The 26,399-nt window shown below is 65.2% G+C and carries 23 protein-coding genes and 1 tRNA gene; 12 read left to right on the top strand and 12 right to left on the bottom strand.

Annotated elements, in window-relative coordinates; translation table 11 throughout:
• Both EB75_RS28775 and EB75_RS29280 read left to right on the top strand, forming a co-directional pair.
• Nucleotides 1-1,149: hypothetical protein (locus EB75_RS28775; protein ID WP_217267690.1), on the top strand; the 1,149-nt coding region annotated here is incomplete at its 5' end.
• 103 nt (nt 1,150-1,252) lie between these two features.
• Nucleotides 1,253-1,370: transfer RNA gene (locus tag EB75_RS29280), tRNA-Arg, on the top strand.
• Between the two features lie 378 nt (nt 1,371-1,748).
• Here EB75_RS29280 and EB75_RS28450 read toward each other — a convergent pair.
• Nucleotides 1,749-3,326 carry an alcohol dehydrogenase catalytic domain-containing protein gene (locus EB75_RS28450; RefSeq protein ID WP_168176030.1) on the bottom strand — a complete coding sequence of 526 codons (1,578 nt, stop codon included), beginning with the start codon at nt 3,324-3,326 and terminating at the stop codon, nt 1,749-1,751.
• A 96-nt stretch (nt 3,327-3,422) separates the two neighbouring features.
• On the opposite strand from EB75_RS28450, the gene EB75_RS11645 reads away from it, so the two are divergent.
• A complete protein-coding gene (locus EB75_RS11645; protein ID WP_073695553.1) occupies nt 3,423-4,049 on the top strand; it encodes a TetR/AcrR family transcriptional regulator in 627 nt (208 codons plus the stop codon).
• Here the strand turns inward: EB75_RS11645 and EB75_RS11640 are convergent.
• Nucleotides 4,018-4,668, bottom strand: a complete 651-nt coding sequence (locus tag EB75_RS11640; protein WP_073695552.1) for a TetR/AcrR family transcriptional regulator — start codon at nt 4,666-4,668, stop codon at nt 4,018-4,020. The genes EB75_RS11645 and EB75_RS11640 overlap by 32 nt on opposite strands.
• Before the next feature lie 98 nt (nt 4,669-4,766).
• Between EB75_RS11640 and EB75_RS11635 the strand changes: the two genes are divergently transcribed.
• Entirely contained in the window at nt 4,767-6,068 is a 1,302-nt protein-coding gene (locus EB75_RS11635; RefSeq protein ID WP_073695551.1) for a flavin monoamine oxidase family protein, read from the top strand.
• A 54-nt stretch (nt 6,069-6,122) separates the two neighbouring features.
• On the opposite strand, the gene EB75_RS11630 is transcribed toward EB75_RS11635, so the two are convergent.
• Together EB75_RS11630 and EB75_RS11625 are read right to left on the bottom strand one after the other, a co-directional pair.
• The gene (locus EB75_RS11630; protein ID WP_073695550.1) at nt 6,123-6,803 is read right to left on the bottom strand and encodes a transporter; all 681 of its coding nucleotides are present in this window, start codon (nt 6,801-6,803) and stop codon (nt 6,123-6,125) included.
• Nucleotides 6,804-6,814: 11 nt separating this feature from the next.
• The gene (locus EB75_RS11625; protein ID WP_073695549.1) at nt 6,815-8,068 is read right to left on the bottom strand and encodes a saccharopine dehydrogenase family protein; all 1,254 of its coding nucleotides are present in this window, start codon (nt 8,066-8,068) and stop codon (nt 6,815-6,817) included.
• Between the two features lie 108 nt (nt 8,069-8,176).
• On the opposite strand from EB75_RS11625, the gene EB75_RS11620 reads away from it, so the two are divergent.
• Complete coding sequence (locus EB75_RS11620) at nt 8,177-9,379, top strand: adenylate/guanylate cyclase domain-containing protein (RefSeq protein ID WP_142239559.1); 1,203 nt, start codon at nt 8,177-8,179, stop codon at nt 9,377-9,379.
• On the opposite strand, the gene EB75_RS11615 is transcribed toward EB75_RS11620, so the two are convergent.
• The 3 genes from EB75_RS11615 to EB75_RS11605 are packed head-to-tail and all read right to left on the bottom strand — an operon-like array spanning nt 9,330 to nt 12,018.
• Entirely contained in the window at nt 9,330-9,968 is a 639-nt protein-coding gene (locus tag EB75_RS11615) for a TetR/AcrR family transcriptional regulator (RefSeq protein ID WP_073695547.1), read from the bottom strand. The genes EB75_RS11620 and EB75_RS11615 overlap by 50 nt on opposite strands.
• Nucleotides 9,969-9,989: 21 nt before the next feature.
• On the bottom strand, nt 9,990-11,327 hold the full coding sequence (locus EB75_RS11610; protein WP_073695546.1) for a WS/DGAT/MGAT family O-acyltransferase: 1,338 nt from the start codon (nt 11,325-11,327) through the stop codon (nt 9,990-9,992).
• A 7-nt stretch (nt 11,328-11,334) separates the two neighbouring features.
• On the bottom strand, nt 11,335-12,018 hold the full coding sequence (locus EB75_RS11605; protein ID WP_286150155.1) for a TetR/AcrR family transcriptional regulator: 684 nt from the start codon (nt 12,016-12,018) through the stop codon (nt 11,335-11,337).
• Between the two features lie 98 nt (nt 12,019-12,116).
• Between EB75_RS11605 and EB75_RS11600 the strand changes: the two genes are divergently transcribed.
• Both EB75_RS11600 and EB75_RS11595 read left to right on the top strand, forming a co-directional pair.
• On the top strand, nt 12,117-12,674 hold the full coding sequence (locus tag EB75_RS11600; protein ID WP_073695544.1) for an ester cyclase: 558 nt from the start codon (nt 12,117-12,119) through the stop codon (nt 12,672-12,674).
• Nucleotides 12,671-13,459 (top strand): MBL fold metallo-hydrolase, encoded by a 789-nt coding sequence (locus tag EB75_RS11595; protein WP_073695543.1) that lies wholly within the window; start codon nt 12,671-12,673, stop codon nt 13,457-13,459. Before EB75_RS11600 ends, EB75_RS11595 begins: the two co-directional genes overlap by 4 nt.
• On the opposite strand, the gene EB75_RS11590 is transcribed toward EB75_RS11595, so the two are convergent.
• The 3 genes from EB75_RS11590 to EB75_RS11580 form a co-directional block, all read right to left on the bottom strand.
• Nucleotides 13,416-16,298 (bottom strand): MMPL/RND family transporter, encoded by a 2,883-nt coding sequence (locus EB75_RS11590; RefSeq protein ID WP_073695542.1) that lies wholly within the window; start codon nt 16,296-16,298, stop codon nt 13,416-13,418. The genes EB75_RS11595 and EB75_RS11590 overlap by 44 nt on opposite strands.
• A complete protein-coding gene (locus EB75_RS11585) occupies nt 16,295-16,693 on the bottom strand; it encodes an MmpS family transport accessory protein (protein ID WP_073695541.1) in 399 nt (132 codons plus the stop codon). Before EB75_RS11585 ends, EB75_RS11590 begins: the two co-directional genes overlap by 4 nt.
• A gap of 178 nt (nt 16,694-16,871) precedes the next feature.
• On the bottom strand, nt 16,872-17,336 hold the full coding sequence (locus EB75_RS11580) for a hypothetical protein (RefSeq protein WP_073695540.1): 465 nt from the start codon (nt 17,334-17,336) through the stop codon (nt 16,872-16,874).
• A gap of 128 nt (nt 17,337-17,464) precedes the next feature.
• Between EB75_RS11580 and EB75_RS11575 the strand changes: the two genes are divergently transcribed.
• Genes EB75_RS11575 through EB75_RS11565 form a run of 3 tightly spaced genes read left to right on the top strand, consistent with a single transcriptional unit; the run spans nt 17,465 to nt 20,809 of the window.
• Nucleotides 17,465-18,433, top strand: a complete 969-nt coding sequence (locus EB75_RS11575) for a phosphotriesterase family protein (RefSeq protein ID WP_073695539.1) — start codon at nt 17,465-17,467, stop codon at nt 18,431-18,433.
• Nucleotides 18,430-18,924, top strand: a complete 495-nt coding sequence (locus tag EB75_RS11570) for a metallophosphoesterase family protein (protein ID WP_073695538.1) — start codon at nt 18,430-18,432, stop codon at nt 18,922-18,924. Before EB75_RS11575 ends, EB75_RS11570 begins: the two co-directional genes overlap by 4 nt.
• A gap of 7 nt (nt 18,925-18,931) precedes the next feature.
• Nucleotides 18,932-20,809 (top strand): alkyl/aryl-sulfatase, encoded by a 1,878-nt coding sequence (locus tag EB75_RS11565; RefSeq protein WP_073695537.1) that lies wholly within the window; start codon nt 18,932-18,934, stop codon nt 20,807-20,809.
• Here EB75_RS11565 and EB75_RS11560 read toward each other — a convergent pair.
• Nucleotides 20,806-22,251 (bottom strand): carotenoid oxygenase family protein, encoded by a 1,446-nt coding sequence (locus tag EB75_RS11560; protein WP_073695536.1) that lies wholly within the window; start codon nt 22,249-22,251, stop codon nt 20,806-20,808. The two genes, EB75_RS11565 and EB75_RS11560, sit on opposite strands and share 4 nt — an antisense overlap.
• Nucleotides 22,252-22,321: 70 nt before the next feature.
• Between EB75_RS11560 and EB75_RS11555 the strand changes: the two genes are divergently transcribed.
• Nucleotides 22,322-22,966 carry a TetR/AcrR family transcriptional regulator gene (locus EB75_RS11555; RefSeq protein ID WP_073695535.1) on the top strand — a complete coding sequence of 215 codons (645 nt, stop codon included), beginning with the start codon at nt 22,322-22,324 and terminating at the stop codon, nt 22,964-22,966.
• Nucleotides 22,967-23,065: 99 nt separating this feature from the next.
• Entirely contained in the window at nt 23,066-25,462 is a 2,397-nt protein-coding gene (locus EB75_RS11550) for a GGDEF domain-containing protein (protein WP_142239557.1), read from the top strand.
• Here the strand turns inward: EB75_RS11550 and EB75_RS11545 are convergent.
• Nucleotides 25,459-26,217: an SDR family NAD(P)-dependent oxidoreductase gene (locus EB75_RS11545; RefSeq protein ID WP_073695533.1), complete on the bottom strand. Its 759-nt coding sequence runs from the start codon at nt 26,215-26,217 to the stop codon at nt 25,459-25,461. The two genes, EB75_RS11550 and EB75_RS11545, sit on opposite strands and share 4 nt — an antisense overlap.
• Nucleotides 26,218-26,399 lie beyond the last annotated feature (182 nt).

Below are 26,399 nucleotides of genomic sequence, written 5' to 3'. Positions count from 1 at the left end.
CCATGCTGGGCAAGCCAACTCAGATGTCACCTATTCGTGCAGCAGACCCTTCGGCGGCAGATTGCAGACCGTATCCGGCGGCTCGGCTACTCCACTGAGCGATTCGATGCGGCCGACCGCGCGATTGTTGGCGCGAACGAGCGGCGTCGTAGTGGCTACGAAGTCGATCGTTACGGCAAGAAGTATTCCTGGGTAGCGTTCTTCGAGATGTATGGGCTTCGCGAAGGATCAGGAAATTTGCCTGACCGTCGCAGCGGCCACCCACGCCCGTCTGACGCCCACATCGATCCGAGCTTTCCTCGTGACACTCCTACATGGAAACCGGAGTACCCCAATACCTTCGATGCTTCGCCAGTGGATTTCGAAGCTTGGCTATCTGCCGGGAAAGTTCCAGAGTACATGGGTCTCCTGCGCCTCACAGAGGTCGACGGCCACGCCGGCGATTGGGTTCTGCTCGACGCAAGCCTGCACGAGGGCGCGGATGATGGACGTGAGCTTCGAGGGTGGGTTACTTCCGTCTTTGCTCCGAGGGAATCGTTGGACACGATACGGAAAGAAGTTGCGGCCGGTCGGGACCTCCGAAGTGACGGATTCCCCAATCCGGGCGCAGACTACTACACCTTCCATGGTGAAGTTCCGTGGTCGACGGCATTTGGGAGTGACGTCAGGACTAAAGATGGTCGTCCAAAACCTTTGAATGACAAAGCGTTTGCCTATTTTGACAATGGCTGGAGAGTAGGCATCTCGGTCGAAAGCGCTTGTCGACAATGGGTATGGGAACCTCACCACAGCCAGATGAACCAAGTAGGCAGTGTCATGTTTCCCGCTCCGCCGATCGCGACAGAGTTACGGCTAAGGGTTGTGGGAGGGTCGTCGGACATGGTTGATGAGTACGGCGATTTGGCCACGATTTATCGCACAGCGCCCGGCCCTGGCTACGGTTGCTCGTTCCTCTATATGCGTGCCGACCTTGTTGATGCCTACGCCGCCCGGAGGAACCTTTATCTCGTCCAGGCCATGGGTGGTGAGCGACTTCTGAATCACCGCATCATGGACCGTGACTTGAGAGCGTCGTTCAGGGACATATTTGCAACGGATGCCTACCGATTCAGCGGAATCGCTGGCTTGGAGTCAGTGCCGACGCGCTAGGAGCCTATTCACATCCCTTGGCCGTAGATCTGCACGGCGTGACGTGTCAAGGGCTGCCTAACGACTTCGCGGTGTGGCGAAAGGCTTCGGTCCACCGTGTTATGCAGGTGCTGAACCGGTAACAGCCGTCGTGCACGGTCAGGTAGTGGCATGTGACCACTGCGCGATCAAGCGTCTGACTACGGATCAGAAGGTTAGGGGTTCGTATCCCATCCGGTGCAAAAGAACTGCAGGACAACAGCTTACTGCTCCTGGCCTGTAGCTGTGGTTGTCTGGATTCCGAGGGCGCCCCTGATGGTCCGCATGACCGCCAGCTCGAGTTCTTCGCGGGCCGCCGGCCGCTCGATTGTGATGTGCGTGACGAGCACGCCGAGGACGAGATGAAGTATGGCCTGCGCGTCTCGATCCGGATCCGGCGATAACACGTAACCGCATCGGCAGCCATGGGCAATGGCTTCTCGCAGGGGCATGACGAGTTCGTCGGACGGCGCGAGCTGGATCGATGCAAGATCTGGGCGTCCGCTAGCGCAGAACCAGTCGATCAGGGCCGTTGTGTACGACTGAATGCGCTCCAGTGGACTCTGCCCAGACATCCGCAGCTACCGGCCTGGCAGCAGCACGGCTTTGACCACATCCCCGCGTTGGGTCGCCGCGATGGCGTCGTTGATCTCGTCGAGGCCGAACGTGGTGATCAAGCGGTCGACGGGTAGCGCACCGCTGCGGTACAGGTCGATGAGCGTCGGGATGAAGCGGCGCGGCACCGCCTGGCCTTCGACGACCCCGCAGAGCGTCTGGCCCTTGCCGACGAGCTTCGCGAGGTCGACCTGGATCGGCGTGCTGAGGCCCTGCAGGCCGACGACGGCGCACACACCGGGCGACGCCAGGCTGGCGATGGCGGCGCGCGCGGATTCGGGCTTGCCTATGCAGTCGACGGCGTAGTCGACGCCAGGCCGGGTGGCGCTTGTGGCGTAGGCGGGGTCGACGGCGTCGGTGGCGCCCAAGGCCACTGCAAGCTCACGTCGCTGCGGTTTGGGGTCCACGGCGATGATCCGTTCGCAGCCCGCGACTTTGGCGGCCATGATGGCCGACAGCCCCACGGAGCCCGCGGCGAACACCGCGATCGACGAACCGGGCTCGGGGCGCAGCGCGTTCAGTACCGTGCCCGCGCCGGTCTGGACGCCGCAGCCCAGGGGTGCGAGTACGTCGAACGGCACGTCCTTCGGCACCCGTACCACGGTGTGAGCGACAGCGAGAGCGTATGTGGCGAAAGAGGATTGGCCACAGAAGCGGGCATGCACCGGCGTGGTCCCGATCCGCATGCCGCCGCTCCCGTCGAGCCGGGCGCCGGTGAGATTGAGCATGTTGGACCGTGAGCAGTACGCCATCCGGTCGCGCTTGCAGTTGGTGCACTCCCCACACCACGCGTAGCTGAGCACGACGTGATCGCCGGGCTGGAGATCCGTCACCTCCGCTCCGACGGCTTCGATGACGCCGGCACCTTCATGGCCCAGGACCATCGGAAGTTGTTGGGGCTGAGCCATTCCCGCGATCACGAGGTCGCTGTGGCAGATGCCGACGGCCTCGATGCGCACGAGAACCTCGTTGGCGCGCGGACTTTCGAGCTCGACCTGGGTGACCTCGAATGGTTGGCCCGGTGCCCGCAGGACAGCGGCGGCGGCCGTGCGCGGCGGTTCGCATGAGACGAACTCGGGATCGCGCGGTCGCCCCGAGGTGTCCATCCGGGTCAGATAGAAGTAGCCGGCGCGGCTCTGCCCCGGCGCTTCCATCGCGCCGATGAGGATGGTGTCGGAGATCTTCCGGAAGTGATCCGCCATGGGCAGGTCGTGGTAGGTCATCGTGGCGGTCGCGCTGCCGCGGTAGTCCTTCAGCCGAAGGCTCGCGCCGCCGAAGATCGGGTTCACGAAGCGGCGACCCGCATCGTCGAAGCAGACGATCGGCGCGACGTCGTCGGCGGCACCGAAGGACTTGCCGGCCCATTTGATGGCCTCCAGCTGCGCTTCGGCGGGGTGGCCCAGACCGAACACGCCGCCCGCCCATTCGCCGAGCACATCGTCGACCCCGACGGCGGACGCGTCGTCGTACAGCGCGTCGAGCTGGTCGAGCGTCGGGGCGACGCCGCGGTCGATCAGATCCTGGAATCGGTCGGTGAGGTTCATCGGCGGCCTTTCTGTGGGGCTGTGGGTTGTGGCCGGGGATCGGGCCGAAGTAGGAACAATAGTGTTCCTGGAACAGGACTGTGTCAAGATTGGGATATGACGACCGTGACGCGCCCTTTCCGCGGTGTGAACGCCGATCAGCGCGTACTCGAACGCCGCAGGCGCCTGATCGCGGCGGGCCTGGACGAGGTCGCGGAGGTCGGCGTCGCCGGATTGCGGATGAACACCGTCTGCCGCCGGGCGCGGCTCAGTCAGCGCTACTTCTACGAACATTTCGCGAACCGTGACGAGCTGCTCGCCGCCCTGTTCGACGACGTGATGCGTGATGTCTTCACGCAGACGGTGGCGGCCGTCGACGCCTGCGGGCCCGACATCGCCGAGCGGGCCGAAGCCGCGCTGGCTGTGTTCTACGACATCATCATCAGCGACGCGCCAAGGGCGCGCTTGTACGCCGAATCGGCCGGCGTCGCAGCCGTCGCCGAGCGCAAGAGGGTCGCGACCGACCAGTACGTCGCTTTCGTGACCGAACAGGTCGCCGCCGTCGTCGGCCCGATGGACGAACGCACGACCGGCCGCCTGGCCATGGCGACCCGGGTGCTCGTCGGCGGGCAGGTGGACGCCGCGGTCGCCCTCGCCGCCGGGGACGTCGTCATTTCCCGCGCGGACTACATCGCGCTGTGCGCGCGGATGCTCAGCGACGCGATCGTGGCTGCGTCGGCGTGACTCCGTAGGTCTCCAGGTACGCCGTACTCATCCGCCGCAGCTCGTCGATGACGGCCTCGTCGCCCGTCGGCGACTGCCGGAAGGCGACGTCCAGGAGCCGGTTGCCGGCTTCGAACGTCAGCAGCACGACCAGGACTGGCGTCTCCGGATGCAGCAGCTCGCGGTCGATGAGGTGCCGCCAGAACTGTTCGGCCCAGGTTTCGTCGGCGGTGCGGGCGGACTCGCCGACGAGTGTCGTGCGTTCGACGAACCACAGCGCGATCAGGCTGCGGTGCTCACGGAAGTAATCGACCATGGTGTCGATCAGGACGTTGATGGCGCCGCGTAGCGTGCGGGCACGGCTGCGCTCGAGCGCGGCCGTCAGGATGTCGTCGATCTCGGCGATATGCCGTTGCACGAGTTCGGCTTCGAGCTGATGACGGTCGGCGAAGTAGTGGTAGACCGACGCTGTCGGGATGCCGGCCAGTTCGCCGACGGCCTTGAGCGTGGCGGCCGCGTAGCCCTGCTCGCTCAGCAGCGTTTCGGCCGCGTCGAGGAGCGCCTGAGTCCGTTCGACGCCGCGGCGTTGGACGGCCGCCGGGCGGGACCGTCCGGCGCTTGAAGGCGGAATAGCGGGCATTGCTCGAGAGCTTAGCCACTTTCATTGACGCGCCTCCGAGTGCTACCTAAACTCGAATCCGAATCGAAATCGGTTTTGACTTCGGAAGTGAGGAACCCATGACCAACGAATACGACGTCGCGGTGATCGGCGGCGGTTTCGCCGGTGTCATCGCGGCACGCGATCTGAGTGTCAAAGGGCACTCGGTGGTGCTGATCGAGGCGCGCGACCGCGTCGGTGGTCGCACCTGGACCGGCTCCGGGCTGGGGCGCCAACTCGAATACGGCGGCACGTACGTGCACTGGACGCAGCCCAACATGTGGCAGGAACTGCAGCGCCACGGTATTCCCTTGCAGATTCCCACGATGCCCACCACCGTGTACTGGATCGCGCAGGGCGCAACGCATTCCGCGTCACCCGAGGAGTACGGCGCGGCTCTCGAGCCGCTGATGAATCAGTTCTTCGCCGATGCCCGCGCGGTGTTCCCGCAGCCGTTCGCGTCCGGCCTCGTCGATACCAGCGCCGTCGAGAAGGAAACCATCGCCGACCGGCTCAACGCACTGAATCTGCCGCCGTACGAGCATGACCTGCTCGATGGTGCGATGGCGGGTCTGGTGACCGCCTACGAGGATCACGGTGTCGCCCAGTTCCTTTCGTGCGTGGCAACCTACTTCGGCAGTTGGGCGGCGTTCTTCGAGACCGCCGGCACCTGGCCTATCGAGGGCGGCACCAAGCGGCTGCTCGACGCCATCATGGCCGAGTCGAAGGCGGAGGTACGGCTCTGTACTCCGGTCGCCGCAGTCGAGGACGACGGCGCAGGCGTCACCGTGACCACTCGGGATGGCGAGCAGATTCGGGCGCGCGCCGTCGTGGTCGCTCTGCCGCTGAACACGTTGGGGGACATCGCCATCAGCCCCGAGGTCCCGGCTGCGTCACGCCGGATGATCGAGGAGAAGAACCCCATCGTGGGTTCAAAGATCTGGGTGCGGGCCAAGGGTGAACTCGAGCCGTTCCAGGCCGTCGCGCCGCTCGGCCAGAACCCCATCAATGCCGCGCGCGTGGAGTACCACGCCGACGGAGACACCTTCATCATGTGTCTGTGCTCCACCGGTGCGGCCATCGATGCCACCGACCCGGCTGCGGTGCAACAGGCGCTGCGGGACTTCATCCCTGACATCGAGGTCGTCGAAACCGCCTGCCACGACTGGGTTACCGACGAATTCTCCAAGGGCGGGTTCATGCTGCACCGTCCCGGACATTTCACGGGCGGTGCCGCGCAGCTGCGCGAGGCGAATGGGCGAATCCACTTCGCCGGCAGTGACATCGCCGGGGTTGAGGCCGGCGCCATCGAAGGGGCCATGGACACCGGTGCGCATGCGGCGCGCGCCATCGACACCGGACTCGCCGACGGCACATACTGACGACAAGAGAACGGCCCGCGGGTGCGAACCCGCGGGCCGTTCTTTGTGGAAAAGCTATGCGACAAGTGCCTTTTCGACAGGCGTGCGCGCGGTGTGGCGGTCCAGAGCGCGGTAGCCGTAGTAGTACACGGTCATCTGAGCCGCCCAGGTGGTCAGCGCCAGGATGTAGAAGATGGTGTGGTGCTGGTCGTCGCCGGGGATGCGGTAGAAGTCGTAGATTCCGGCGATGGTGGCCGCCGCAATCGTCACGGCCGCAACGGCTATCGCGTTACCCTGTGCGTCGATCCGCCACAGCCGCCACGCGAAGTAGAAGAGGAACAGCGTCGTCAGGGCATTCATCACCACGTAGAAGATGGCCCCGGCCACGCCGAGATCTTCGGCGAAGAACGACATCACCAATCCGCCGACGATGGCGAGCCCGAAGACGCCGATGTCGACGGCGATCGACGGCTTGTATCCGTGCGTGACCTTCATCAGGCCGAGCACGAGAATCACGGTGATACCGATCGACCGGGAGAAGGCGTCGAGGAAGAACGCCGCGTGGAACATCGGGCTTGATTCATCGGCGCCGATCAGTCCGTACACCAGGAAGTTGGTGCCCGACGACGCGACGATGATCCACTCCAGGCCCAGCAGGTAGTTCTGGTAGTTCCGAATGAACTTGAAGCCGTAGGTGAATCCGGCGACGATCATGAAGATATCGGCGAGCGCGTACAACGCGGTCTTCAGATCCATGACCAGCCCCTCTAGTGCGCGCCGACGGGAAGCTCGGTCTTCGGGGTGCCGACCCGCTCCAACGCGGAGTAGAACTGCGCCGGTTCGGCCCATTCTTCGGGGGTGAAAACCCCGGCGCGGCTGCCCGATTCGAGCGCCACCACCATGAACGCCGCGCACGCGGTGCCCGTCGCCGCCGCCATGTCGGTGAACAGATACGTGCCGGGGCCGGCGACCGGCGTGCGACGGCTGGCGACCGTGGGGATGCCGCCCTTGAGGCCTGTCACCTCCACCTTCAGTCCGGATTTGTACGGGAACGTGTGACCCGCTGCCGCCTTGGCGAGGAACGTGAGCAGTTCGAGGCGCGTGGACTCGCCGGTGCGCACCAGATCCCACATTCCCGAAAGGCCGTGGCGCCCGCCATTGATGCTGCCCACCCCGCCGGTGAGCAGGGATTCCATGAAGTCGATGGCCTTCTCGACGGGCATCTGGCCCTTCTGTACGGCCAGGCCGACACCCCGGACCAGGCCGTTGTAGGGCGCCGGGTCCAGGCCGCCGAAGCAGCGAATGTTCTTGGCGTCGGGGTATTTCCGCGGCAGCGTCACCGGTTCCGGATGGGCCGTTTCGTGCACGAGCGTCAGGCCGAGCCCGCCGCCCAGGTCCGTCCAGCGGGTCTCCAACCAGGACTGGTGCATGACGGGTCCGCCGTTCTCCCACGTCATGCAGGGACCTGCGGCGACGCGCAGCATGTGGTCGAGTACCGCGCGCCCGATCGAGCCGCGTTCGTCGCCCACCACCCAGTAGACGTCGATGTTCTCGACGGAGTCCAGTTCGGCCGCGGCGTCGGCAGCCAAGACGTTGGTGATACCGGGCGAGGCGCCGCAGCCGATGTACATCGGCACCCCGGCCGCCTTGGCGGCGTCGTCGAGAGTCAGTGCGTGCAAGGTGCTTTCGATGTCGTCGTCGAAATCGAGGTACGGAACTTTGGCGGCCAGGCAGGCTTCCATCACCGGACCGGCGGTGCGGTTGTAGGGACCGGCGCCGAGCACAACGAGGGCGGCGCCTTCGATGGCGGTGCGTAGGCCGTCCTGATCGTAGAGATCCAACCGGGCGGCGGTGGCAAGCCCGGTCGGCAGCTTCTTGATCAGCGGCTCGAGCAGATCGGGACGGATGTCGTAGAGCGCGAGCTCCCAGTCGCCCGCGGCCACGGCGAATCGTTCGATGGCTAGGCGACACATCTCACCGGCCGCGCCGATGAAGACGACCCGTCGTCGGTTGTTGGCCATGATCTTCTCCTCAGAACTCAATATCGAATCGAAATCGAGTCTAGGATTCACGCTGACGCACTGTCAATGCCCGGTGTGACGTGCGTCTTCGGCGATAGGCTGCCGGTCATGTCGCCGAGCGCTGCGTCCGCCGAGAGTCTGGAGCGCCGCCGGCGTGTCCTCACGGTGGCCACCAGGATCGGCTCCGTCGTCGCCACCTTCCTCGGGACGCTGTCGATGTTCGCCGGTGAGGCGGGTGTCTGGATCGGCGCCCTCGCCGTCCTGTGTGCCCCGGTCTACCTCGTGATCCCCCGGTTGTACCGGTTCGGGGAGCTCATCGCGCCGCTGACCTTCATCGCCATCGCGTACTTCCTGACCACTCTCGTGACCGCCTATGTGGGACGGGGGTCCGGCCAGCAGTTGTACTTCCTGGTCGCCGCCTCGCTCGTGGCGCTGGTCCTCGGCATCGAGCACATCGTGGTGGCATCGGTGGTGGCGGCGGTAGGCGCGGGCCTCATCATCACGCTGCAGTACCTCGTGCCGATGGACACCGGGGTGCAACCGCAGTGGGTCACGACCGTCGGATTCCTCATCTCGGTGATCTCGTCATGGGTGCTTGTGGTTGCGACCATCTGGTACGCGATGCGCGAAATAGACCGTGCGGAAACCGCTTTGGCCACCGAATACGAACGGTCCGAGTCGCTGCTGGCCAACATCCTCCCGGCGAAGATCGCACAGCGTTTGAAGGATCCGCACCGCGACGTCGTCGCCGACCGGTACGGCGACGCCTCCGTGTTGTTCGCTGACATCGCCGGATTCACCCAGCGCGCAAGCGATATGACGCCCACCGAGTTGGTCCGGTTTCTCGACAACCTGTACACCGGCCTGGACACCCTGGTGGACCGTCATGGCTTGGAGAAGATCAAGACCAGTGGCGATTCCTACATGATCGTGAGCGGGGTTCCGGAGCCCCGGGCCGACCACCTCGAGGCGCTGGCCGACCTGGCCCTCGACATGGTCGATGCCGTCGCCGAGTTGACGGACCCGGCCGGCCGGCCGGTCCCGCTGCGGATCGGGCTGGCCGCGGGCCCGGTGGTGGCCGGTGTCGTCGGCGCGCGGAAGTTCTTCTACGACGTGTGGGGCGACGCGGTCAACGTCGCGGCGCGCATGGAGACCACCGACGTCGAAGGCCGAATTCAGGTGCCGCAGAACGTCTATAAGCGGCTCAAGGACACATTTACGCTGGAGGAGCGGGGAGCCGTCGAGGTCAAGGGCAAGGGTGTCATGCAGACCTGGTACCTGGTGGGGCGTAGGTCGTCAGGTACGCCGTGAGCATGCGACGTCCCTCGTCGATGGTGGCGTCGTCACCCTTGGGGGAGCGTTGGAACGCCACATCGAAGAGTCGGTCACCTACTTCGAACATCAGGTGAACCACGAACTGCGGCGTCGGTGCGCTGATGAGCTTGTGCTCGATGAGGAAGCGCCACAGCTTGTCTGCCCACGATTCGTCGAACAGCCCACCCAATTCGGTGAGCGTGGCACTGCGGCCGGCGAACCACAGTTGGACGAATGCGGGATTGTCGCGGAAGTAGGCGAGCAGCGGGTCGATCATGGCGTCGACGCCGTCGCGCAATGTCCGCACGTTGCTGTCGTACAACGAAGCGGTGAAGCGCTCGTCGATCTCCGGAATGTGGCGGCGCACCAGCTCGGCCTCCACCTGACCGCGGTCGGCGAAATAGTGGTACAACGATGCGGTCGGGATTCCCGCATGCTCGCCGATCGCCTTGAGAGTAGCTGCGGCGTAACCCTTTTGGGCGAGGAGCGCTTCGGCGGAATCGAGAATCGCCTGCACGCGCTCGATGCCACGGCGCTGCACTGCGGTGCGGGCAGGCGCGCCGCTCGTCGAGGCAGACTCGATCACGAATCGAGATATTACCACCGGCTAGGAGACGGCCTGCTCCAGTTCGTCGAGCGCTTCGCGGGAGTAGACCGCGAGACGCTGCAGGTGCGGCATGGTGTCGCGGCAGCCGACGAATCCGAGGATGACCTTGTCGGTGTAGCCGACCAGGGTGATGTTCAGCCCGTAGCCGTCGCACAGGAAGGAGACGGGGGCGATCAACTCGAGCTGTGCGCCACCGAGGTACAGCGGCTCCTTGGTCAGGACCACGTTGGACACCGTCAGGTTGAACAGCGGCGGAATCTTGGTCAGCGCACCGGTTTTCTGGCCGATGGTCAGCGGCAGCAGTCCCATCAGGGTGTACGAATTCAACGCGTTCGGTGACATCGCGAGCAATTCCTTCTTGCCGCGCGTGGTTCCCGCGTTGATGACCTTGAGTCGCTCGATGGGGTCGGACTCCGTTGTGGCCAAAGGGCACACGAATCCCGCAGCCGCGTTCAGCGTGTCTTCGTCCCGCTCCCAGCCGACCGGCACAGATGCGGTGAGGGTCTCTTCGGGCAGCTCGCCCTGCTCGTCCAGGTAGCGACGCAGGGCCGCGCCGCAGACGGCGAGCGTGACGTCGTTGACGGTCGTGTCGGTGGCCTTGGCGATGCCCTTGAGCCGGGCCAGTTCGAGAACCTCGACGGCCAGCCGGCGCTGCGGGGTCAGCGTGGCGTTGAACGGCGCCCGCGGGGTGCGCAGCGTCGCGCCGACGTGGCTGTTGTCACCGCCGATCATGCCGACCAGATTCTTGACCATCTCGGCCGAGCCGGTGACGCCGTCGGTGGTCCGGTTCCACAGTTCGTATGCGACGGACGCGATCCGGTTGCGGTCGGGCACCTCGGCCTTCGGCCCGGCCTCCGACAGCGGCACGTAGCGGTCGGGTTCGGTGCTCAACCACTTCTTGATCGTGTTGATCGCGCCCATCCCGTCCACGGCACAGTGGTGGGCTTTGAAGTACATGGCGAATCGTCCGCCGGACAGGCCCTCGATGAAGTGCGCTTCCCACAACGGGCGGCGCATGTCGAGCGGGTTGGCGTGCAGCCGCGCCACGAGCTTGCCCAGATCGGTTTCGCTCCCTGGGTACGGCAGCGCCGAGAGCCGGACGTGATAGTCCGGGTCGGGCTGGACGGTGTGCCATTCGGGGAAGATGCCGTCGACGATCTGGCTGTCGAACGGGAACGGCAGGAACGAGAGTCCGCAGAACGCGTCGTACAGCGTGCGGACGTAATCCGGGCCGGCGCCGTCGGGCAATCGGAACGTCAGCAGCGCACCGATGTGCATGGGCGTCCGCTCGGATTCCATCCTGTAGAACATCGTGTCGACAGCGCTCAACAACCGCATGGCAGCACTATGTCAGGCTCGCCAGCTGGAATGCGACGAAATCAACCACCAAGTGGACACCCGATGCGAATTCTTCGTCCTGGTCGAACCGCGCGAGAAAAGGAGCGCACGCAACCACTTCCGGTAGCGCGGAATTCTCGAGTTCGGACTGCCGGGCAGTGATGTCGGCGGGATCGGCGCTGCCGAACGTGGGGCCGGCGGACACCTCGCGCAGCAGCATTCCGATGAGGGTGGCCACCAGGACGCGGGTGAGTCGTACGGCGTGCTCTGGGTCGGCCCCGGCCCGGCGGAGTATCGACAGCACTGCCTCGACGGGCGTGAGGCCGGCTGCCGTCGACATCTGCCGGGTGAGCACGAGACTCGCGGCTTCGGGGTGCGCGAGCGTCACGCGCCGAAACTCGTACGCCAGGGCCCGTAGGTCGGTCCGCAGGTCGCCGGTGGGTGCCGGTGGGCGCAGCTGTCCGAGGAGATGTTCGGCGACGGCGTCGAGCAGATCGTCCTTGTCGGCGACGTGGTGATAGAGGCTCTTCGCGTCGACACCGAGCAGCCGGCTGACCGACCGCATGCTCACCGCGGCGATGCCGTCGTCGTCGATGACGGTCAGCGCCGCCTCGCGAATCGTCGACCGGGTCAGCTGTGCCGAGTCCTTGGGCGGCCGTCCGCGGCGAGGAGTCGGGCTGTCCGCGTTCACAGCGCCATTCTTGCCCAGGCCATTGCAAATTTCCACACCGTGGGATTATTCTCGATTAATCCCACGGTGTGGAATAATTTGCAGCTCGAGGAGACGTCATGTCGCACCGCTTCGCCATCCCTTCCCTTGACGTGTTGCAGGCTCGCGAAAAGCTCGTCCTCGACCACTTCCATGACGAGGTACGTCAGGATTGGGATGACGTGCTGGCCACGTTCCCGCATCCGCACTACGAGATCATCCCCACGCTCACCGTCCATGACGGCGATGCCGACGTGCGCGGGTACTACCACGACACCAGGGTCGCGTTTCCCGATCAGGACCACGAGATCATCGCGCTGCGCCACAGCGCCGATGCGGTGATCGTCGAATTCTGGCTTCTCGGAACGCATCTCGGTCCGCTCGGTGGTATCCCGGCCACGGGTTCGCGGCACCGCACCCGGATGACGGCGTACTTCGTGTTCGACGAGAACGAGAACCTGATCGCCGAACGCATCTACTTCGACACGTTGACGATGCTGAAACAGCTTGTGGGAGGGCTGAATCTGCGGGATCCGCGAAACTGGCCGACGGTCATCCGCGGGCTGAAGGGGTTGTTGGCCATGTCCAGCAGGCCCGATGCCCGGCTCATCGAGACGGCCCCGGCAGACCTGACATGAGGGTCCACCACCTGAACTGCGGCACCATGCACCCGCGTTTCGTCCGCGACGGTCTGGTCTGTCACGTGCTGCTCGTGGAGACGCCCGGCGGTCTCGTGCTCGTCGACTCGGGGTTGGGGCTGCGGGACGCGGAGTCGCCCGCCAGCCGTTTCGGTCCGGCGCGCTTCTATGTCCGCCCGGCGTTCGATCCGCAGGAAGCTGCCGTCAACCAGGTCCGACGTCTTGGGTTCGAGCCCAGCGACGTTCGGCACATCATCGTCACCCACTTCGACGCGGACCACGTGGGTGGCCTTGCCGACTTCCCTTGGGCGCAAGTACATCTCACCGATGCAGAGGCGTTCGGAGCGTTGCATCCGAAGACGGTCCTGGAGAAACAACGCTACCTGCCGGCCGGATATGCGCACGGGCCGGTACTGGTTGAGCATTCGCCTGCGGCCTCCGAGTCGTGGCGCGGTTTTCCCGGCGCAAAAGAGCTGACCGAGATCGCCGATGGCATCGTCCTGATCAGCCTGCCGGGGCATACCCGCGGGCACGCCGCGGTGGCTGTCGACGCGGGCGACCGCTGGATTCTGCACGTCGGCGACAGCTTCTACCACCACGGCCAGCTCGACGGCAGCAATACCGCGCCGCGCGCCCTGCGTCTGATGGAACGCTCAGTCGCCTTCGACTGGAAGAAGGTGCAGGCCAATCATCAACGCCTGAGCGAACTTTGGGCGGCCGGCGAACCTGATCTCTGCCTTGTCAACGCCCATGATCCGCAGCTGCTGCGGCAAGTGGCCACCTAGACTGGTACGGCCGCAGTGGACGCTGTCGGACGAAGGTCGGCCACCAGAACCACGGGCCCAGTAGCCGCACCAGGCACGGCACGATGAACGACCGCACCACCAGGGTGTCGAGCAGCAGGCCGATGCAGACCGTCGACCCCATCTGGCCGATGGTCCGCAGATCACTGGACAGCATGGCCAGCATGGTGAACGCGAACACCAGGCCCGCGGAGGTGACGACGCCGCCGGTACTGCCCAGTGCGCGGATGAGCCCGGTGTTCAGGCCGGCGTGGATTTCTTCCTTGAGCCGGGCGACCAGCAGGAGGTTGTAGTCCGAGCCGACGGCCACCAGCACGATGAACGTCAGCGGCAAGATCAGCCAGTGCAGAGGTAGCCCGATCAGGTGCTGCCAGATCAGCACCGACAGCCCGAACGCGCCGGCGTAGGAGAATGCCACGGTGCCGGGAATCACCAAGGCGGCCACCAGGGATCGGGTGATGATCATCATGATCAGGAAGATCAGCACAAAGGCCGCGATGGCCGCGATCATCAGGTCGTTCCGCGCGTACAGCTGGATGTCCTTGTTGTTGGACCCCGATCCGCCGATGTAGATCGTCGACCCGGCCAGCGACGTCTCCTTCAGCGCGATCTTGATGGCGTCGGGGAACTGTTCGACGTGCTCGATGCCCTCGGGTCCCATCGCGTTGCCCTCGTGGGTGACGATGAAGCGAGCGGCATGGCCGTCGGGCGACATCATCAGCGCCATACCGGTTTTGATGTCGTCGTTGTCGAACGCCTCACGGGGGATGTAGAAGAAGTCGTCACTGCGCGACGCGTCGAAGTCGTTGCCGACGTTGATCATGTCGTCGAAGGTCTGGTCGGTGTTCTTGTTCTGAATGTCGGTGGGACCGTAGTTGTTGACGATCAACGCCAGCAACGCCTGGTTGTCGGCGACCGTCTGCCGCAGCAGCGACACCATCTGTGGCATGAGGCTGTCGATCACCTCGAAGGAGCCGACGGCCTTGCCGATGTCGGCGGCGAGATTGTCGACCTTGTCGATCACGTCGAACAGCGACCGGAACGACCAGCACACCGGAATGTCGAAACAGTGTGGTTCCCAATAGAAATACGCGCGCAGCGGGCGCATGAAATCGTCGAGGTTGGCGACCGCGTCGCGCATGTCGCTTGTGACCTGCTCCATGTCCTCCAGCGTCAGCACCGTGTTGTGCAGCTCGTCGGCGAGTGTCTGCGTCAGGTCGGCCGTCTTCTGCAGCACCTCGATGCTGTGCGCAGTGATCTTCGCCTGCTTCGCGGTGTTCTCGTTGTTGTGCTGGGTGAACGGCAGCTGCTGGCCGTTGCCGCTGCCCTGCGTGGTGAAAAGGTAAGGGATGGAGGCGTGTTCGAGCGCACGGCCCATGGGCCGGGTGATGCTCTGCACCATCGCCACCCCGGGCAGGCGGATCAGGGCCTTGGCCACCCGGTCCAGCGAGATGAAGTCGGCCGAGTTGCGCATGTCGTGGTCGGCCTGGACCATCAGCATCTCGCTGAACAGCTTGCTCTTGGGGAAGTGCCGGTCGGCGGCCTGAAATCCCTGATTGGCCGGGGCGTCTGACGGCTGGTAGGTCCGGTCGTCGTAGCTGACCCGGTAGGTCGGCACGAACACCGCGCCGGCCGACACGACTGCGACGCTGGCGACGAGGATGGGCTTGGGCCAGCGTACGACGGCGGTGCCGATGCGTCGGTAGAGCTTGGCCTTCGCGGCCTGCTTCGGGTCGAAGAGCCCGAACAGGCTGCCGACGCTGAGCAGTGCGGGCCCGATGGTCAGGGCACCGGCGATGGTGATCAGCATGCTGACCGCCACAGCCGGGCCCATGGTGTGGAAGTAGTTCAGCCGGGCGAACGTCAGACACGCGCAGGCCCCGGCAATGGTCAGACCCGAGCCGACGATGACGTGCGAAACACCCCGGTACGCGGTGTAATACGCGTCCTCGCGACTCTCGCCGGCCAGGCGGGCTTCGTGATATCGGCCGATGAGGAAGATGCCGTAGTCGGTGCCGGCACCCAGGGTCAGTGAGATGACCATGTTGGTGGCGAACGACGACAACGGGATGACGCCGTAGTGCCCGAACGCGGAGATGACGCCCTTGACCGACAGCATCAGCAGGATCACCCCGAAGAACGGCACCAGCATGGTGACGACGGAGCGGTAGACCAGCAACAGCATGAAGATGATCAGGAACATCGTCGCGATGGTGATGTTGTTCAGGCTGGAGTTGGCGATGAGGACGGTGTCGGCCGCCAGCGGCGCCGCGCCACTGACGTAAACCTTAAGGCCGGCAGGCGGATTGGAGTTCTTGACGATCTGCCTGACGGCATTGACCGAGTTGTTGGCCTCCATCTGCCCGATGTCGCCGGCGAGGCGCAGCAGGACGTAGGCGGCTTTGCCGTCGAGGCTCTGGGCGCCGGCGGCGGTGATCGGCTTGCCCCAGGTGTCCATGACGTACTGCACGTGCGTGCTGTCGGCGTTGAGCGTGCGGACCAGGCCTGCGTAGTAGTCGCGGTCCTGTTCGGTAAGGCCGCGATCGGCTTCCAGCACCAGCATGGTGAGGCTGGTGGAGGTGGACTCGTGGAATTCCTTACCGATGGTCAGCATCGCCACCTGCGACGGCGCGTAGGTCGGCACCATCGGGCCGGCGAGTTCCTCGGCGACGCGTTCGATCTGCGGCACAAAGGTATTCGTGATCACCGCGAGCAGCGCCCAGAAGACGATGATCGGGATGGCCAGGAAGCGAACGGTTCTGGCGACGAAGGGACGCCTGTGAGCGGGGCGAACGATCGGAGCTGTGCTGGTTTCCGTCATGCGGACTTCACCCGGCAGGCGACGTCGGCGTTGCCGTGGTCGTCGGACTGTTCTTCGCGGACAACGTCATTCACCTTCATCCGGCAGCCGACGGTGCCGCCGTGCACCTGGACCGAGATGCTGCCGGAGACCACGGTGAGGGTGGTGGTCTCGGTGTGCGACCACGGCAGTTCGGTGAGCTCGACTTTGTGCGGGTGCCCGCTGATGTCGACGTACGACAGCAGGCCGCCGGAACCGAGGCTGCCGAACACCTCATAGGTGAGGGTCTTGGGGGTGAACTCCGGTGGCGCCTGCGGCGGGTTGACGGCCAGCACCGGTCCCGGTTCGGAGAATTCGTGGACCTTGACCATGCACAGCACGCCGACGCCGATCGCGATGAGGGCGACCAACGGCATCCAGGCTCGTGTGAGGAATCGTCGGGCGTTGGAGCGCTGGCTCACTCGATCACCTTTCGACGTCAGCGAGTTGTATATCAACTAAATTGAGATTAGTCGGTGTAAACACTATCAGTGAATCGACGCGGGGGGCCTTCCAGCTATTCCGCTCGATAAAAGGCGAGGTGAGGGCGTCCAGCTAATTCCCAGAATTCACCAAGGTGGCGTTTCCGAGCCGCTTTTTCAGCTTGATCACGCGGAAGATCTGGGCGGTGACGTTGATGGACGAGATCATGGCGATGACCCCGAGAAAGGTTCGCTCCGAAGGGGTTGCGCCGTGGAGTTGTTCGAGGCTGCCGAGCACGTAGAAACACCCCAGTGAAAAGATCGTGAGGGGGATTGCGAATGTCATCAAAGTCCGCTGATTGTCGATGACCTGGGTGGCATATTCCAGCTCTTCAGCGGTCATCGGCTGGCGCTTGCGGACTTTTGTGAGCGCCGTCTGCTTGGCCCGGACGTGTTCGGCGATCGGTAACTGTGGTTGTTTCCGGAGGCGCTGGATGTAGAAGAACATCACGGTCGCGGCGAACAACAGGGTCAGCAGGGCGACGTCGGCCAGCTTGCCGAACAGGTGCCAGTCGGTGCCGAGGAAGTTCCAATCCATGTGGGCACTCCTTCGCGGTTCGCAGATGGGCGGGACGTTACCTCAGCTAACTGGCAATGCGCGGTCCGTGTCAACTCGGTTGATATAGGGTCTTGATGCCCGACCGCTCATGACACAGACTGACGGTGATGACGCACGTGCAGACCGTCAGGGGCCCGGTGCCCGTCGATCGACTCGGGGCCACGCTCGTGCATGAGCACGTGTTCATCCTGGGTGACGAGATCCGGCAGAACTTCCCGGATTATCCGTCGCAGTGGGACGAGGACGCCCGCGTCGCCGACGCGATCGACCAACTGCGCCAATGCAAATCACGTGGCATCGACACCATCGTCGACCCGACGGTGATCGGGCTGGGCCGGTACCTGCCCCGGATTCAGCGGGTCAACGAGCAGGTCGACATCAATATCATCGTGGCGACCGGCATCTACACCTACAACGACGTGCCGTTCCAGTTCCTGCACACCGGCCCGGGCCTGCTGTTCGACACCCCGGAGCCGATGGTCGAGCTGTTCGTCAGGGATATTCGGGAGGGCATCGGCGGTACCGGCGTGCGAGCGGCGTTTCTGAAATGCGCCATCGAGCATCAGGGGCTGACGCCGGGAGTCGAGCGGGTGATGCGCGCAGTCGGTCAGGCACACGTGCAGACCGGCGCGCCGATCACCGTGCACACCGACGTGCACAGCCGCTCCGGACTCGTCGCGCAGAAAGTGCTGGGGGAGGAAGGCGTCGACCTCAGCAAGGTGGTGATCGGGCACTCCGGCGACAGCACCGATCTCGATTACCTGTGCGCGCTCGCCGACGCCGGTTCGTACCTCGGCATGGACCGCTTCGGGCTCGACATCCTGTTGCCGTTCGAGCAGCGGGTGGACACCGTAGCGGAGCTCACCAGACGCGGTTACGCCGAGAAGATGATGCTGGCGCATGACAGTTCGTGTTTCATCGACTGGTTCTCGCATGAGGGCAAACTGGCGGCGGTGCCCAACTGGAAGCTGACGCACATCAGCGACGACGTGCTGCCCGCGCTGCGTGAACGCGGCGTCACCGATGAGCAGATCACGACGATGTTGGTAGACAATCCGCGCCGGTATTTTCAATGACGCGTCTGCTACTGATCTCTGATACGCACGTACCAAAACGCGCCCGCGACATGCCCGCCCGGGTCTGGGATGAGGTGGCCCGCGCTGATGTGGTTCTGCACGCAGGCGACTGGGTGGACGTGGCCCTGCTCGACGAACTCGAGCAGCGAGCGACGCGTCTGGTCGCCTGCTGGGGCAACAACGACGGCGCGGACCTGCGGGCCCGGCTGCCTGAGCGGGCCGACGTGACGCTCGAGGGCGTCCGGTTCACTGTCACGCACGAAACCGGAGCGTCGGCGGGACGCGATGCGCGCATGGCCCGGCTGTGCCCCGACACCGACGTACTGGTGTTCGGGCACAGTCACATTCCGTGGGACAGCACCGCGGCCACCGGCCTGCGGCTGCTCAACCCCGGCTCGCCGACCGACCGCCGGCGTCAGCCGTACTGCACCTACATGACCGCGACAGTGGCCGGGGGAGTACTGGCGGATGTGGAGTTGCATCGGCTGTAATGGGCGCATGGAGCAGAAGCCGCCCACAGATGCCATCGCCGCCGCCAACCGCGCACACACTGCGACGCTCCCCTTCGCGGACACCCGGGACTTCGAGGACGCCGACCGTGGCTTCATCGCCGCGATGGAGCCGTGCGTCGTCACTGCGGCCGACGGAAGAGTGGTGTGGGACAACGACTCCTACAACTTCCTGAACGGCGACGCACCGGACAGCGTGCACCCGAGCCTGTGGCGGCAGTCCCAGTTGTGCGCCAAACAGGGCCTCTACGAGGTGGTACCGGGCATCTACCAGGTCCGCGGCCTGGACCTGTCGAACATCAGCTTTATCGAGAGTGACACCGGCATCATCGTCATCGATCCGCTGATCTCGACAGAGACCGCCGCGGCGGCGCTGGCGCTGTACCGCGCGCACCGCGGTGACCGTGCGGTCCGGGCCGTCATCTACACGCACAGCCATGCCGACCACTTCGGCGGTGTGCTGGGCGTGACGTCGCAGGCTGAGGTCGACGCCGGCCACGTCGTGGTCATCGCGCCGGAAGGTTTCACCGAGCACGCGGTGCAGGAAAACGTCTATGCCGGAACGGCAATGGCACGGCGGGCGGGCTACATGTACGGCGCGGCGCTCGACCGCGGTCCGCAGGGGCAGGTCGGCTGCGGCCTGGGGCAGGTCGGGTCGACGGGTGAGGTGGCACTGATCGTGCCGACGCTCGACATCAAGGTGACGGGCGAGACGCACACCATCGACGGCGTCGAGATCGAATTCCAGATGGCGCCCGGCACCGAGGCGCCCGCCGAGATGCATTTCTACTTCCCGCAATTCCGCGCGCTGTGCATGGCCGAGAACGCCACCCACAACCTGCACAACCTGCTGACGCTGCGCGGCGCCCTGGTCCGCGACCCGCACGGCTGGGCGGGCTACCTGACCGAGGCCATCGACACCTTCTCCGGCCGCGCCGACGTCGTCTTCGCATCGCACCACTGGCCGACGTGGGGGCAGGACAACATCGTCGAATACCTGTCGCTGCAACGGGATCTGTACGCCTACCTGCACGACCAGACGCTGCGCCAGCTCAACCAGGGCTACACCGGCATCGAGATCGCCGAAACCTTCCAGATGCCACCGGCTTTGGAGAAAGCCTGGCACACGCACGGGTACTACGGCTCGGTCAGCCACAACGTCAAGGCGGTCTACCAGCGCTACATGGGCTGGTTCGACGGCAACCCGGGGCGGCTCTGGCAGCACCCGCCGGCCGCCGCGGCGCCGCGCTACGTCGCGGCCATGGGCGGCATCGACCGGGTGGTCGAGTTGGCGCAGGGCGCGTTCGACGAGGGCGACTTCCGTTGGGCGGTAACCCTGTTGGACCACGCGATCTTCACCGACGAGCACCACGCCGCGGCCCGTGAGCTGTACGCGGACACCCTGGAGCAGATGGCCTACGGCGCCGAGAACGCCGTGTGGCGCAACTTCTTCCTGTCGGGTGCCACGGAACTTCGGGTCGGGAACTTCGGCACCCCGACGCAGGCCAGTTCACCGACCTTGCTGGCGCAGCTCAGCCCGGAGCAGATGTTCGACACCTTCGCGATCAACATCAACGGCCCGCGGGCGTGGGACCTGAACCTGGCCATCGACGTGACGTTCCAGGACGTCGCCACCAACTACCGGCTGACCCTGCGCAACGGCGTGCTGGTGTACCGCAACGTCGCCGGCGACCCGAGTACCGCACAGGCCACCGTCACGCTGGCGAACAAGTTGCGGCTCTTGGCGTTTGCCGCGGGCGACACCAGCTCGCCGGGTGTCGAGGTGACAGGCGACGCCACTGCGTTGCCCACGCTGCTGGGCGCCATCGACCGGCCCGACCCGGCGTTCAACATCATCACGCCCTAACTGGGCACCCAGTTGCCGTGGAAGCCGGCCGGCACGCGGTGCGGCAGTTTGATGCTCGCGACGTCCTGCAGTGTCTGGGCGTCGAGGATCGCCAGCTCGCTGCGGTCGGTCGGGGCGTCGTAGACGAAGCCCATCAGCACACCGTCGTCCTCGGCGGCGGTCGCCGACGACGGGTGAAAGACGAACTCGCCCAGTTCTTTCCCGGCACCGAAGTGACGGGTTGCGGTGTTGCCGCCGACGAAGTCGTGCTTGAGCAACGTGTCGCTCCCACCGGCACCCTCGCTTATCGTCGGCGCGTAGCCGTAGCGGTGGCGCTTGCCGGTCAGGCGCTCGTCGACGCGCGGGAACTCCTGGGGATGGTCGTCCACGCGGTCCTCGAGGACCTTTCCGGCGGTGAGGTCGATGGTCCACCGGTCCAGCGTCGGCGGGCCCTCGTTGGGGCCGATGTGGTCCGTGTCGAACATCTTCGGGTGCCGCACCACGTCCAGGACGATGGTGTTGTCGTCGGGGGAGTCGTAGGCGTTCATCGGGTGGAAGACGTAGCACGGTTCGACGTCGAACCAGCGCACGTCGGCGTTCCCTCCGTCGCGGGGCATCACGCCGATGCGCGCCGGGTACTTGGGGTTCCACGAGTATGGGAAACGGCGATCCGTCGCGCGGAAACTCGGCTGCCGGGCGGTGACCGGATCGGGAATCTTGACCCGACCGATCAACGCGGACATGAGAAGTCGGGCCGGCAGCCGCAATGCCTTTGGCACCGAGGCCATCTCCGTGGCGATGCCGGCGTCGAAGCTCACCGGCAGGTCGTAGAAGATGACGTGCCGCTCGGTCAGGGAGAAATCATGCATCATCGGGCTGCCGTGGACCTCGACGTCGACAGTGCGCCTGGCTCGGCCATCGGTACCGATCACCGAGTACTGCACGGTGTTGCCACGGGTGAAGCTGTACGAAACCGCATGCAGTTCACCGGTTTCCGGGTCGCGCTTCGGGTGCGCGGTGTAGCCGCCGGTGAGGGTGCCGTCGAAGTCGCAGGCGCCGACGGTGTCGAGTTCCTCGGTGAGTTCGTAGTTGGCGAGGCCGCCCTCGACCAGGGCCAGGGTCTTTCCGGCGTGGCCGAGCACATTGGTGTTCGCGCCGATGCCCGATGGCCCGAAATGTCCTGGGCGGATGGGCTCGCCGAGCGCGGCGGCGGTGACAGGCCCGCGCACCCAGCGGTTGCGGTACCACTCCGCCTTGCCGTCACGGAGGCGGATGCCGTGCACCATGCCGTCGCCGATGAACCAGTGGTAGAGCTCGGGGTCGATCTCGCCGATCGGGTTGGGGCCGTTGCGTAGATAGCGGCCGTCCAGATAGTCCGGGATGGTGCCGGTGACGGTCAGGTCGGTCAGGGTGTACTCGTCGTGCAATGGCGCGAAGGCGCCTTCCAGGTAGCGGTTGGTCATCCCAGAACCTCCATAACAGTGTTATCGGCTGTGGTTACTGGTATAACACTGTTATGAGAAGGGCGCAAGGGTGAGCGACGATATCCGTCGGCAGTTGATCGAGGCCGGTATCGCGATCCTGGAGCGCGACGGCCTCCAGGCGCTGAGCGTGCGCAAGCTCGCTGCCGAGGTCGGCACGTCGACCATGGTGGTGTACACCCACTTCGGTTCGATGACGGGCGTGGTCGACGCCATCGCGGGTGAGGCGTTCGACCGGTTCGCTCAGGCGTTGACGGAGGTGCCCGAGACCGACGATCCGGTGGCCGATTTCTTCTCGATGGGCCGTGCGTATTACGTGTTCGCGATCGCCAAGCCGCAGCGATATCAACTGATGTTCGGCACCGTCGCGCCCGCCGCACTGCTGACTCAGCGCAAGGATCTGACCGTCACCGGACATGCCGGCGGTTCCGACGGGTCCTTCCAGGCGCTGCGCGCTTCCGTCCGTCGGATGATCGACGCGGGACGCATCCGCGACGGCGACGACGCGGCCATCGCCGGGCGTATCTGGAGCGTCATCCACGGTGCCGTAATGCTGGAGATGGCAGGGTTTTTCGGTCATGAAGGGCACGGCGTGGTCGAGATTCTCGGGCCGCTCGTCATCGACGTTCTGGTCGGGATGGGCGACGACCGGGATCGCGCCGTCGCGTCGATGGGGACCATCACTGCGGTGCGGTGACGGTCACCGAACCGGGTTTGCTGGCTTCAATCTTTCGTCGGGGTCAAAATTTGACGAAATCGGCGCGGCGAAGGGGCCGGCCCACAGTAAGGTGACGCGGTGAAATCGGGTACGACCAGCGGCGGGGCTCCGCCTGGCGTGGTGCCAGAGGCGCAGGAACGGAGATTTCCCAGAGGCGAGAACTCGGACGGCGAGCGTGACTTCCGGGCGGCCTTCGACGACCAGGGACGCGCACTCCGCTTGGAACTCTGGCTCGTGATGCTGCTGGGCGTCGGTGCGGTCCTGCTGTTCCACCGGTATTTGCTCAAGGTGCCCCCCGAGCTGCTCGCGTGGGGGCCGCTCCTGATTGTCGCGATCGGGATCCCTGCGGTCCTGCGTTGGCTGAGCGGGTCCAGCAGTCCGGTACGCCGGTGGTCTCAGGCGCTGTTCGTGGTCGCGGCCTACCTCGACATCGCGTGCATGATGGCGGTGCGCACCATCTGCTTGCAGCACGGCATCGACGTGCTGCCGATCATCGTTCCCGTCACCATCCTGATGAGCCTGGTGGTCGTGCAGATCCGGTTCGCCGTCATGGTTCCGGCGATGCTGCTGGGCCTGGCCGGCCTCGCCGTCGCCGAATTGAGCCTCAACACGGTCACCTTCGCGACCCTCTTCCAATTGATGGCGTCCACCGGGATCGTCAGCGTGTCGCTGGCGTCGGCGTACGAATTGGAGAACAACAGCCGCCATGCCTGGCTGCGCCAACGCGAGCTCGACGAGCTCACCCGCCTCGACAGCCTGACCGGCCTTCCCAACCGGCGATATTTCGACGAAACACTGGACGCGGCTGTGGAATCCGCTGCTGTCGGAGAGTCGGTCCTGCTGGCCATTCTCGATCTCGACGAGTTCAAGAGCCTCAATGACCGGTTGGGGCACGCCGCCGGCGACGAGTGCCTGGCAGCGATCGGCGCGCATCTGCGTCAGCAGATCGACACGCGGCATGAGTTCGCGGCTCGCTACGCCGGCGAGGAATTCGCCGTGATGTGGCACGGCACCGCACCGGAGAAGGCGCGCGCCCGTGCAGAACTACTGCGCGAATCGATCGGCACGTTACGCATCATGCGGTCGGATGCCGGCGCGGTGGTCACGGCCTCGGCCGGGTCCGCCGAGATCGTCGTGCCGTCGGACGAGCGACCGCTCACCGCCGAGCGCCGGTCTGGACTGATCCAGACGCTGATCGATCGTGCCGATCGGGCCCTGTACCAGGCGAAAGCAGCGGGACGGAACCGGATTATCAATGACCGCAACATGATTCGCGCCGCAGACCCGCACCGCGCGACACCGTTCACCGCCGACACATCGCCCGGACAACGCACAACCCCTGAACTCCGGACGACGACGTCCACCCTGCGTTTTGTCGACTCGCAGGACGAAGCGGCGTTTCTCGCCCAGTACGAGGCGCAGGGCCGTCGCACCCGGCGGTTCATCATGATCGGCCTGCTTCTGGTGTGCGCCTTCATCTTTGTGTTTCAGGAGTCACTGCTCAAGATCCCGCCAGAGGCATCGACTTTCGGGCGGCTCACGCTCGGACTGGGTATCGCGCCCGCCGCAGTCGTCGCCCTGATAGGCACGAGTTGGATGCGGGTGCGCGTGTGGTCGGCGCCGATCTACGTCGGTGCGGTCGCGGTGATCCTGTCTGCCCAGATGTTCGAGCGGGCGATTCAGACGCCCAAAGGGTTCGATGTCGTCCCGTACCTGATGCCGGTGTCGGTGTTGTTGAGCCTGGCCGTCGTACAGATCGTCTACCGCTTGCTGATGCCGTCGATGGTTGCGCTCACCACCGGCATCATCGTCTGCGAACTGGTCAGTCTGCCCATCACCGGCAATGAGTTCTTGACCATCTGCGCGACCGTCCTCATGGTGTTCGTCTGTTTGCGCTTCGCCTACCTTCTGGAGTTGTCCCGGCGGCTCGATTGGAGTCGCTCGCGGCTTCTCGAAGAACTCAGCAGCACCGATCCGCTGACCCGACTGCCCAACCGTCGGGCCTTCATTGCCGAGCTGCACGGGCGGCTGGGTTCCGTTGTGGCACCGGCGGTGCTGCTGATCGACGTCGACTATTTCAAGCAGTACAACGACCGCCTGGGGCACCCGGCCGGCGACGAATGTCTGTACACCGTGGCCGATCAGCTGCGCGGCGTGACAGGCGAATGCGGCGGCTTCGCGGCCCGCCTGGGCGGCGAGGAATTCGCCGTCATTCTGGCCGGTGATGCCGAGACCACCCACACCGCGGAGAAAGTCCGTGCGGCCGTCACCGGCCGGCGGGACGACGACAGCGACCGCCCCAGTGTCACGGCCTCCGCGGGGCTCGCAGCGTGGCCGGCCGGCGTAACGGTCGATGATCCCGACGCCGCGGCCTCCCAGTTGCTGCGTCGTGCCGACCTGGCGCTGTACGCGGCCAAGCGGCTCGGACGCAATCGCTTGGAAGTCGATGGCGGGAGCCGGCATTCGCCTGTTTAAGCGAATCCGCCGTCGGCCCGCAGGATGGACCCCGTGGTGAAGCTGGACGCGTCGGGCATCAAAAAGAGTGCGGCGCCGACGATTTCGCGAGGCTGACCCGCTCGCTGCAGCGGCAGTGAGCCGAACGCGTTCGACGTGTCCTCGCCCCAGGCCTTGCTGATGTCGGTGAGGAACGGTCCGGCCATCAGAGTGTTGACCCGCACCGTCGGGCCGAACGCTTTCGCGAATCCCTCTGTGAGCGTGTTCAATCCGGCCTTGGCGGCGGCGTACGGCAGCATGTACGCGTCCGGGCGCAGCGAGCCCGACGAGCTGATGTTGATGATCGACCCGCCACCGTCGGCCACCATACGTTCGCCGACCAGCGCCGATAATCTGAACGGCCCCTTGAAGTTCAGGTTCACCACGGCGTCGAACAGCTTCTCCGGCACCGAGCCCAACGACTCGTACAGTGGGGACATCCCGGCGTTGTTCACCAGCACGTCGACCTTGCCGAACTCGTCATAGGCGGCGTCCACCAGGCCGTCCAGCTCGCCCCAGCGGCCGACGTGCACCTGGTGTGCCAGCGCGGCCCGGCCGGTCTCGGCGATGATCTCGGCGGCAGTGGTCTGACACGACTCCAGGTTCCGGCTGGCGATGACGACGTCGGCGCCGCAATGGGCCGCCGCGAACGCCATCTCCCGGCCGAGGCCGCGACTGCCCCCGGTGATCAGGACCACCCGGTCGGTGAGATCGAACAGTTCGTCGGCGTACCCCATGGCGGCTCCTTCGGTGCTGGGGTGGCGTGCTGGTGCCCATGTTGTCATGGCGGTCGCCCCGTGGCGGGGGAGTACGCCCTTGAGCTTGTTTCCCATGAGTTCACACGCCGTTCCACTTATATATATGAGTACTGAAATATCCCATAACTTGTATTGACAACTATGGGGACGTGCCGCACTGT

This window comes from Mycobacterium sp. ST-F2, assembly GCF_001905655.1.
Taxonomy (GTDB): Bacteria; Actinomycetota; Actinomycetes; order Mycobacteriales; family Mycobacteriaceae; genus Mycobacterium.
This window is presented reverse-complemented; position numbering and strand designations above follow the sequence as displayed.

What these genes read in the sequence shown, in the direction of transcription:
- EB75_RS11645 (WP_073695553.1), top strand. Translation starts at nt 3,423, where the DNA reads ATGACGACCGTGACGCGCCCTTTCCGCGGTGTGAACGCCGATCAGCGC.
- EB75_RS11560 (WP_073695536.1), bottom strand. Translation starts at nt 22,251, where the DNA reads ATGACCAACCGCTACCTGGAAGGCGCCTTCGCGCCATTGCACGACGAG.
- EB75_RS11575 (WP_073695539.1), top strand. Translation starts at nt 17,465, where the DNA reads ATGACGCACGTGCAGACCGTCAGGGGCCCGGTGCCCGTCGATCGACTC.
- EB75_RS11590 (WP_073695542.1), bottom strand. Translation starts at nt 16,298, where the DNA reads ATGACGGAAACCAGCACAGCTCCGATCGTTCGCCCCGCTCACAGGCGT.
- EB75_RS11570 (WP_073695538.1), top strand. Translation starts at nt 18,430, where the DNA reads ATGACGCGTCTGCTACTGATCTCTGATACGCACGTACCAAAACGCGCC.
- EB75_RS11620 (WP_142239559.1), top strand. Translation starts at nt 8,177, where the DNA reads ATGTCGCCGAGCGCTGCGTCCGCCGAGAGTCTGGAGCGCCGCCGGCGT.
- EB75_RS11585 (WP_073695541.1), bottom strand. Translation starts at nt 16,693, where the DNA reads ATGCCGTTGGTCGCCCTCATCGCGATCGGCGTCGGCGTGCTGTGCATG.
- EB75_RS11565 (WP_073695537.1), top strand. Translation starts at nt 18,932, where the DNA reads ATGGAGCAGAAGCCGCCCACAGATGCCATCGCCGCCGCCAACCGCGCA.
- EB75_RS11625 (WP_073695549.1), bottom strand. Translation starts at nt 8,068, where the DNA reads ATGGCCAACAACCGACGACGGGTCGTCTTCATCGGCGCGGCCGGTGAG.
- EB75_RS11640 (WP_073695552.1), bottom strand. Translation starts at nt 4,668, where the DNA reads ATGCCCGCTATTCCGCCTTCAAGCGCCGGACGGTCCCGCCCGGCGGCC.
- EB75_RS11635 (WP_073695551.1), top strand. Translation starts at nt 4,767, where the DNA reads ATGACCAACGAATACGACGTCGCGGTGATCGGCGGCGGTTTCGCCGGT.
- EB75_RS11595 (WP_073695543.1), top strand. Translation starts at nt 12,671, where the DNA reads ATGAGGGTCCACCACCTGAACTGCGGCACCATGCACCCGCGTTTCGTC.
- EB75_RS11630 (WP_073695550.1), bottom strand. Translation starts at nt 6,803, where the DNA reads ATGGATCTGAAGACCGCGTTGTACGCGCTCGCCGATATCTTCATGATC.
- EB75_RS11600 (WP_073695544.1), top strand. Translation starts at nt 12,117, where the DNA reads ATGTCGCACCGCTTCGCCATCCCTTCCCTTGACGTGTTGCAGGCTCGC.
- EB75_RS28450 (WP_168176030.1), bottom strand. Translation starts at nt 3,326, where the DNA reads ATGAACCTCACCGACCGATTCCAGGATCTGATCGACCGCGGCGTCGCC.
- EB75_RS11580 (WP_073695540.1), bottom strand. Translation starts at nt 17,336, where the DNA reads ATGGATTGGAACTTCCTCGGCACCGACTGGCACCTGTTCGGCAAGCTG.
- EB75_RS11610 (WP_073695546.1), bottom strand. Translation starts at nt 11,327, where the DNA reads ATGCGGTTGTTGAGCGCTGTCGACACGATGTTCTACAGGATGGAATCC.
- EB75_RS11545 (WP_073695533.1), bottom strand. Translation starts at nt 26,217, where the DNA reads ATGGGGTACGCCGACGAACTGTTCGATCTCACCGACCGGGTGGTCCTG.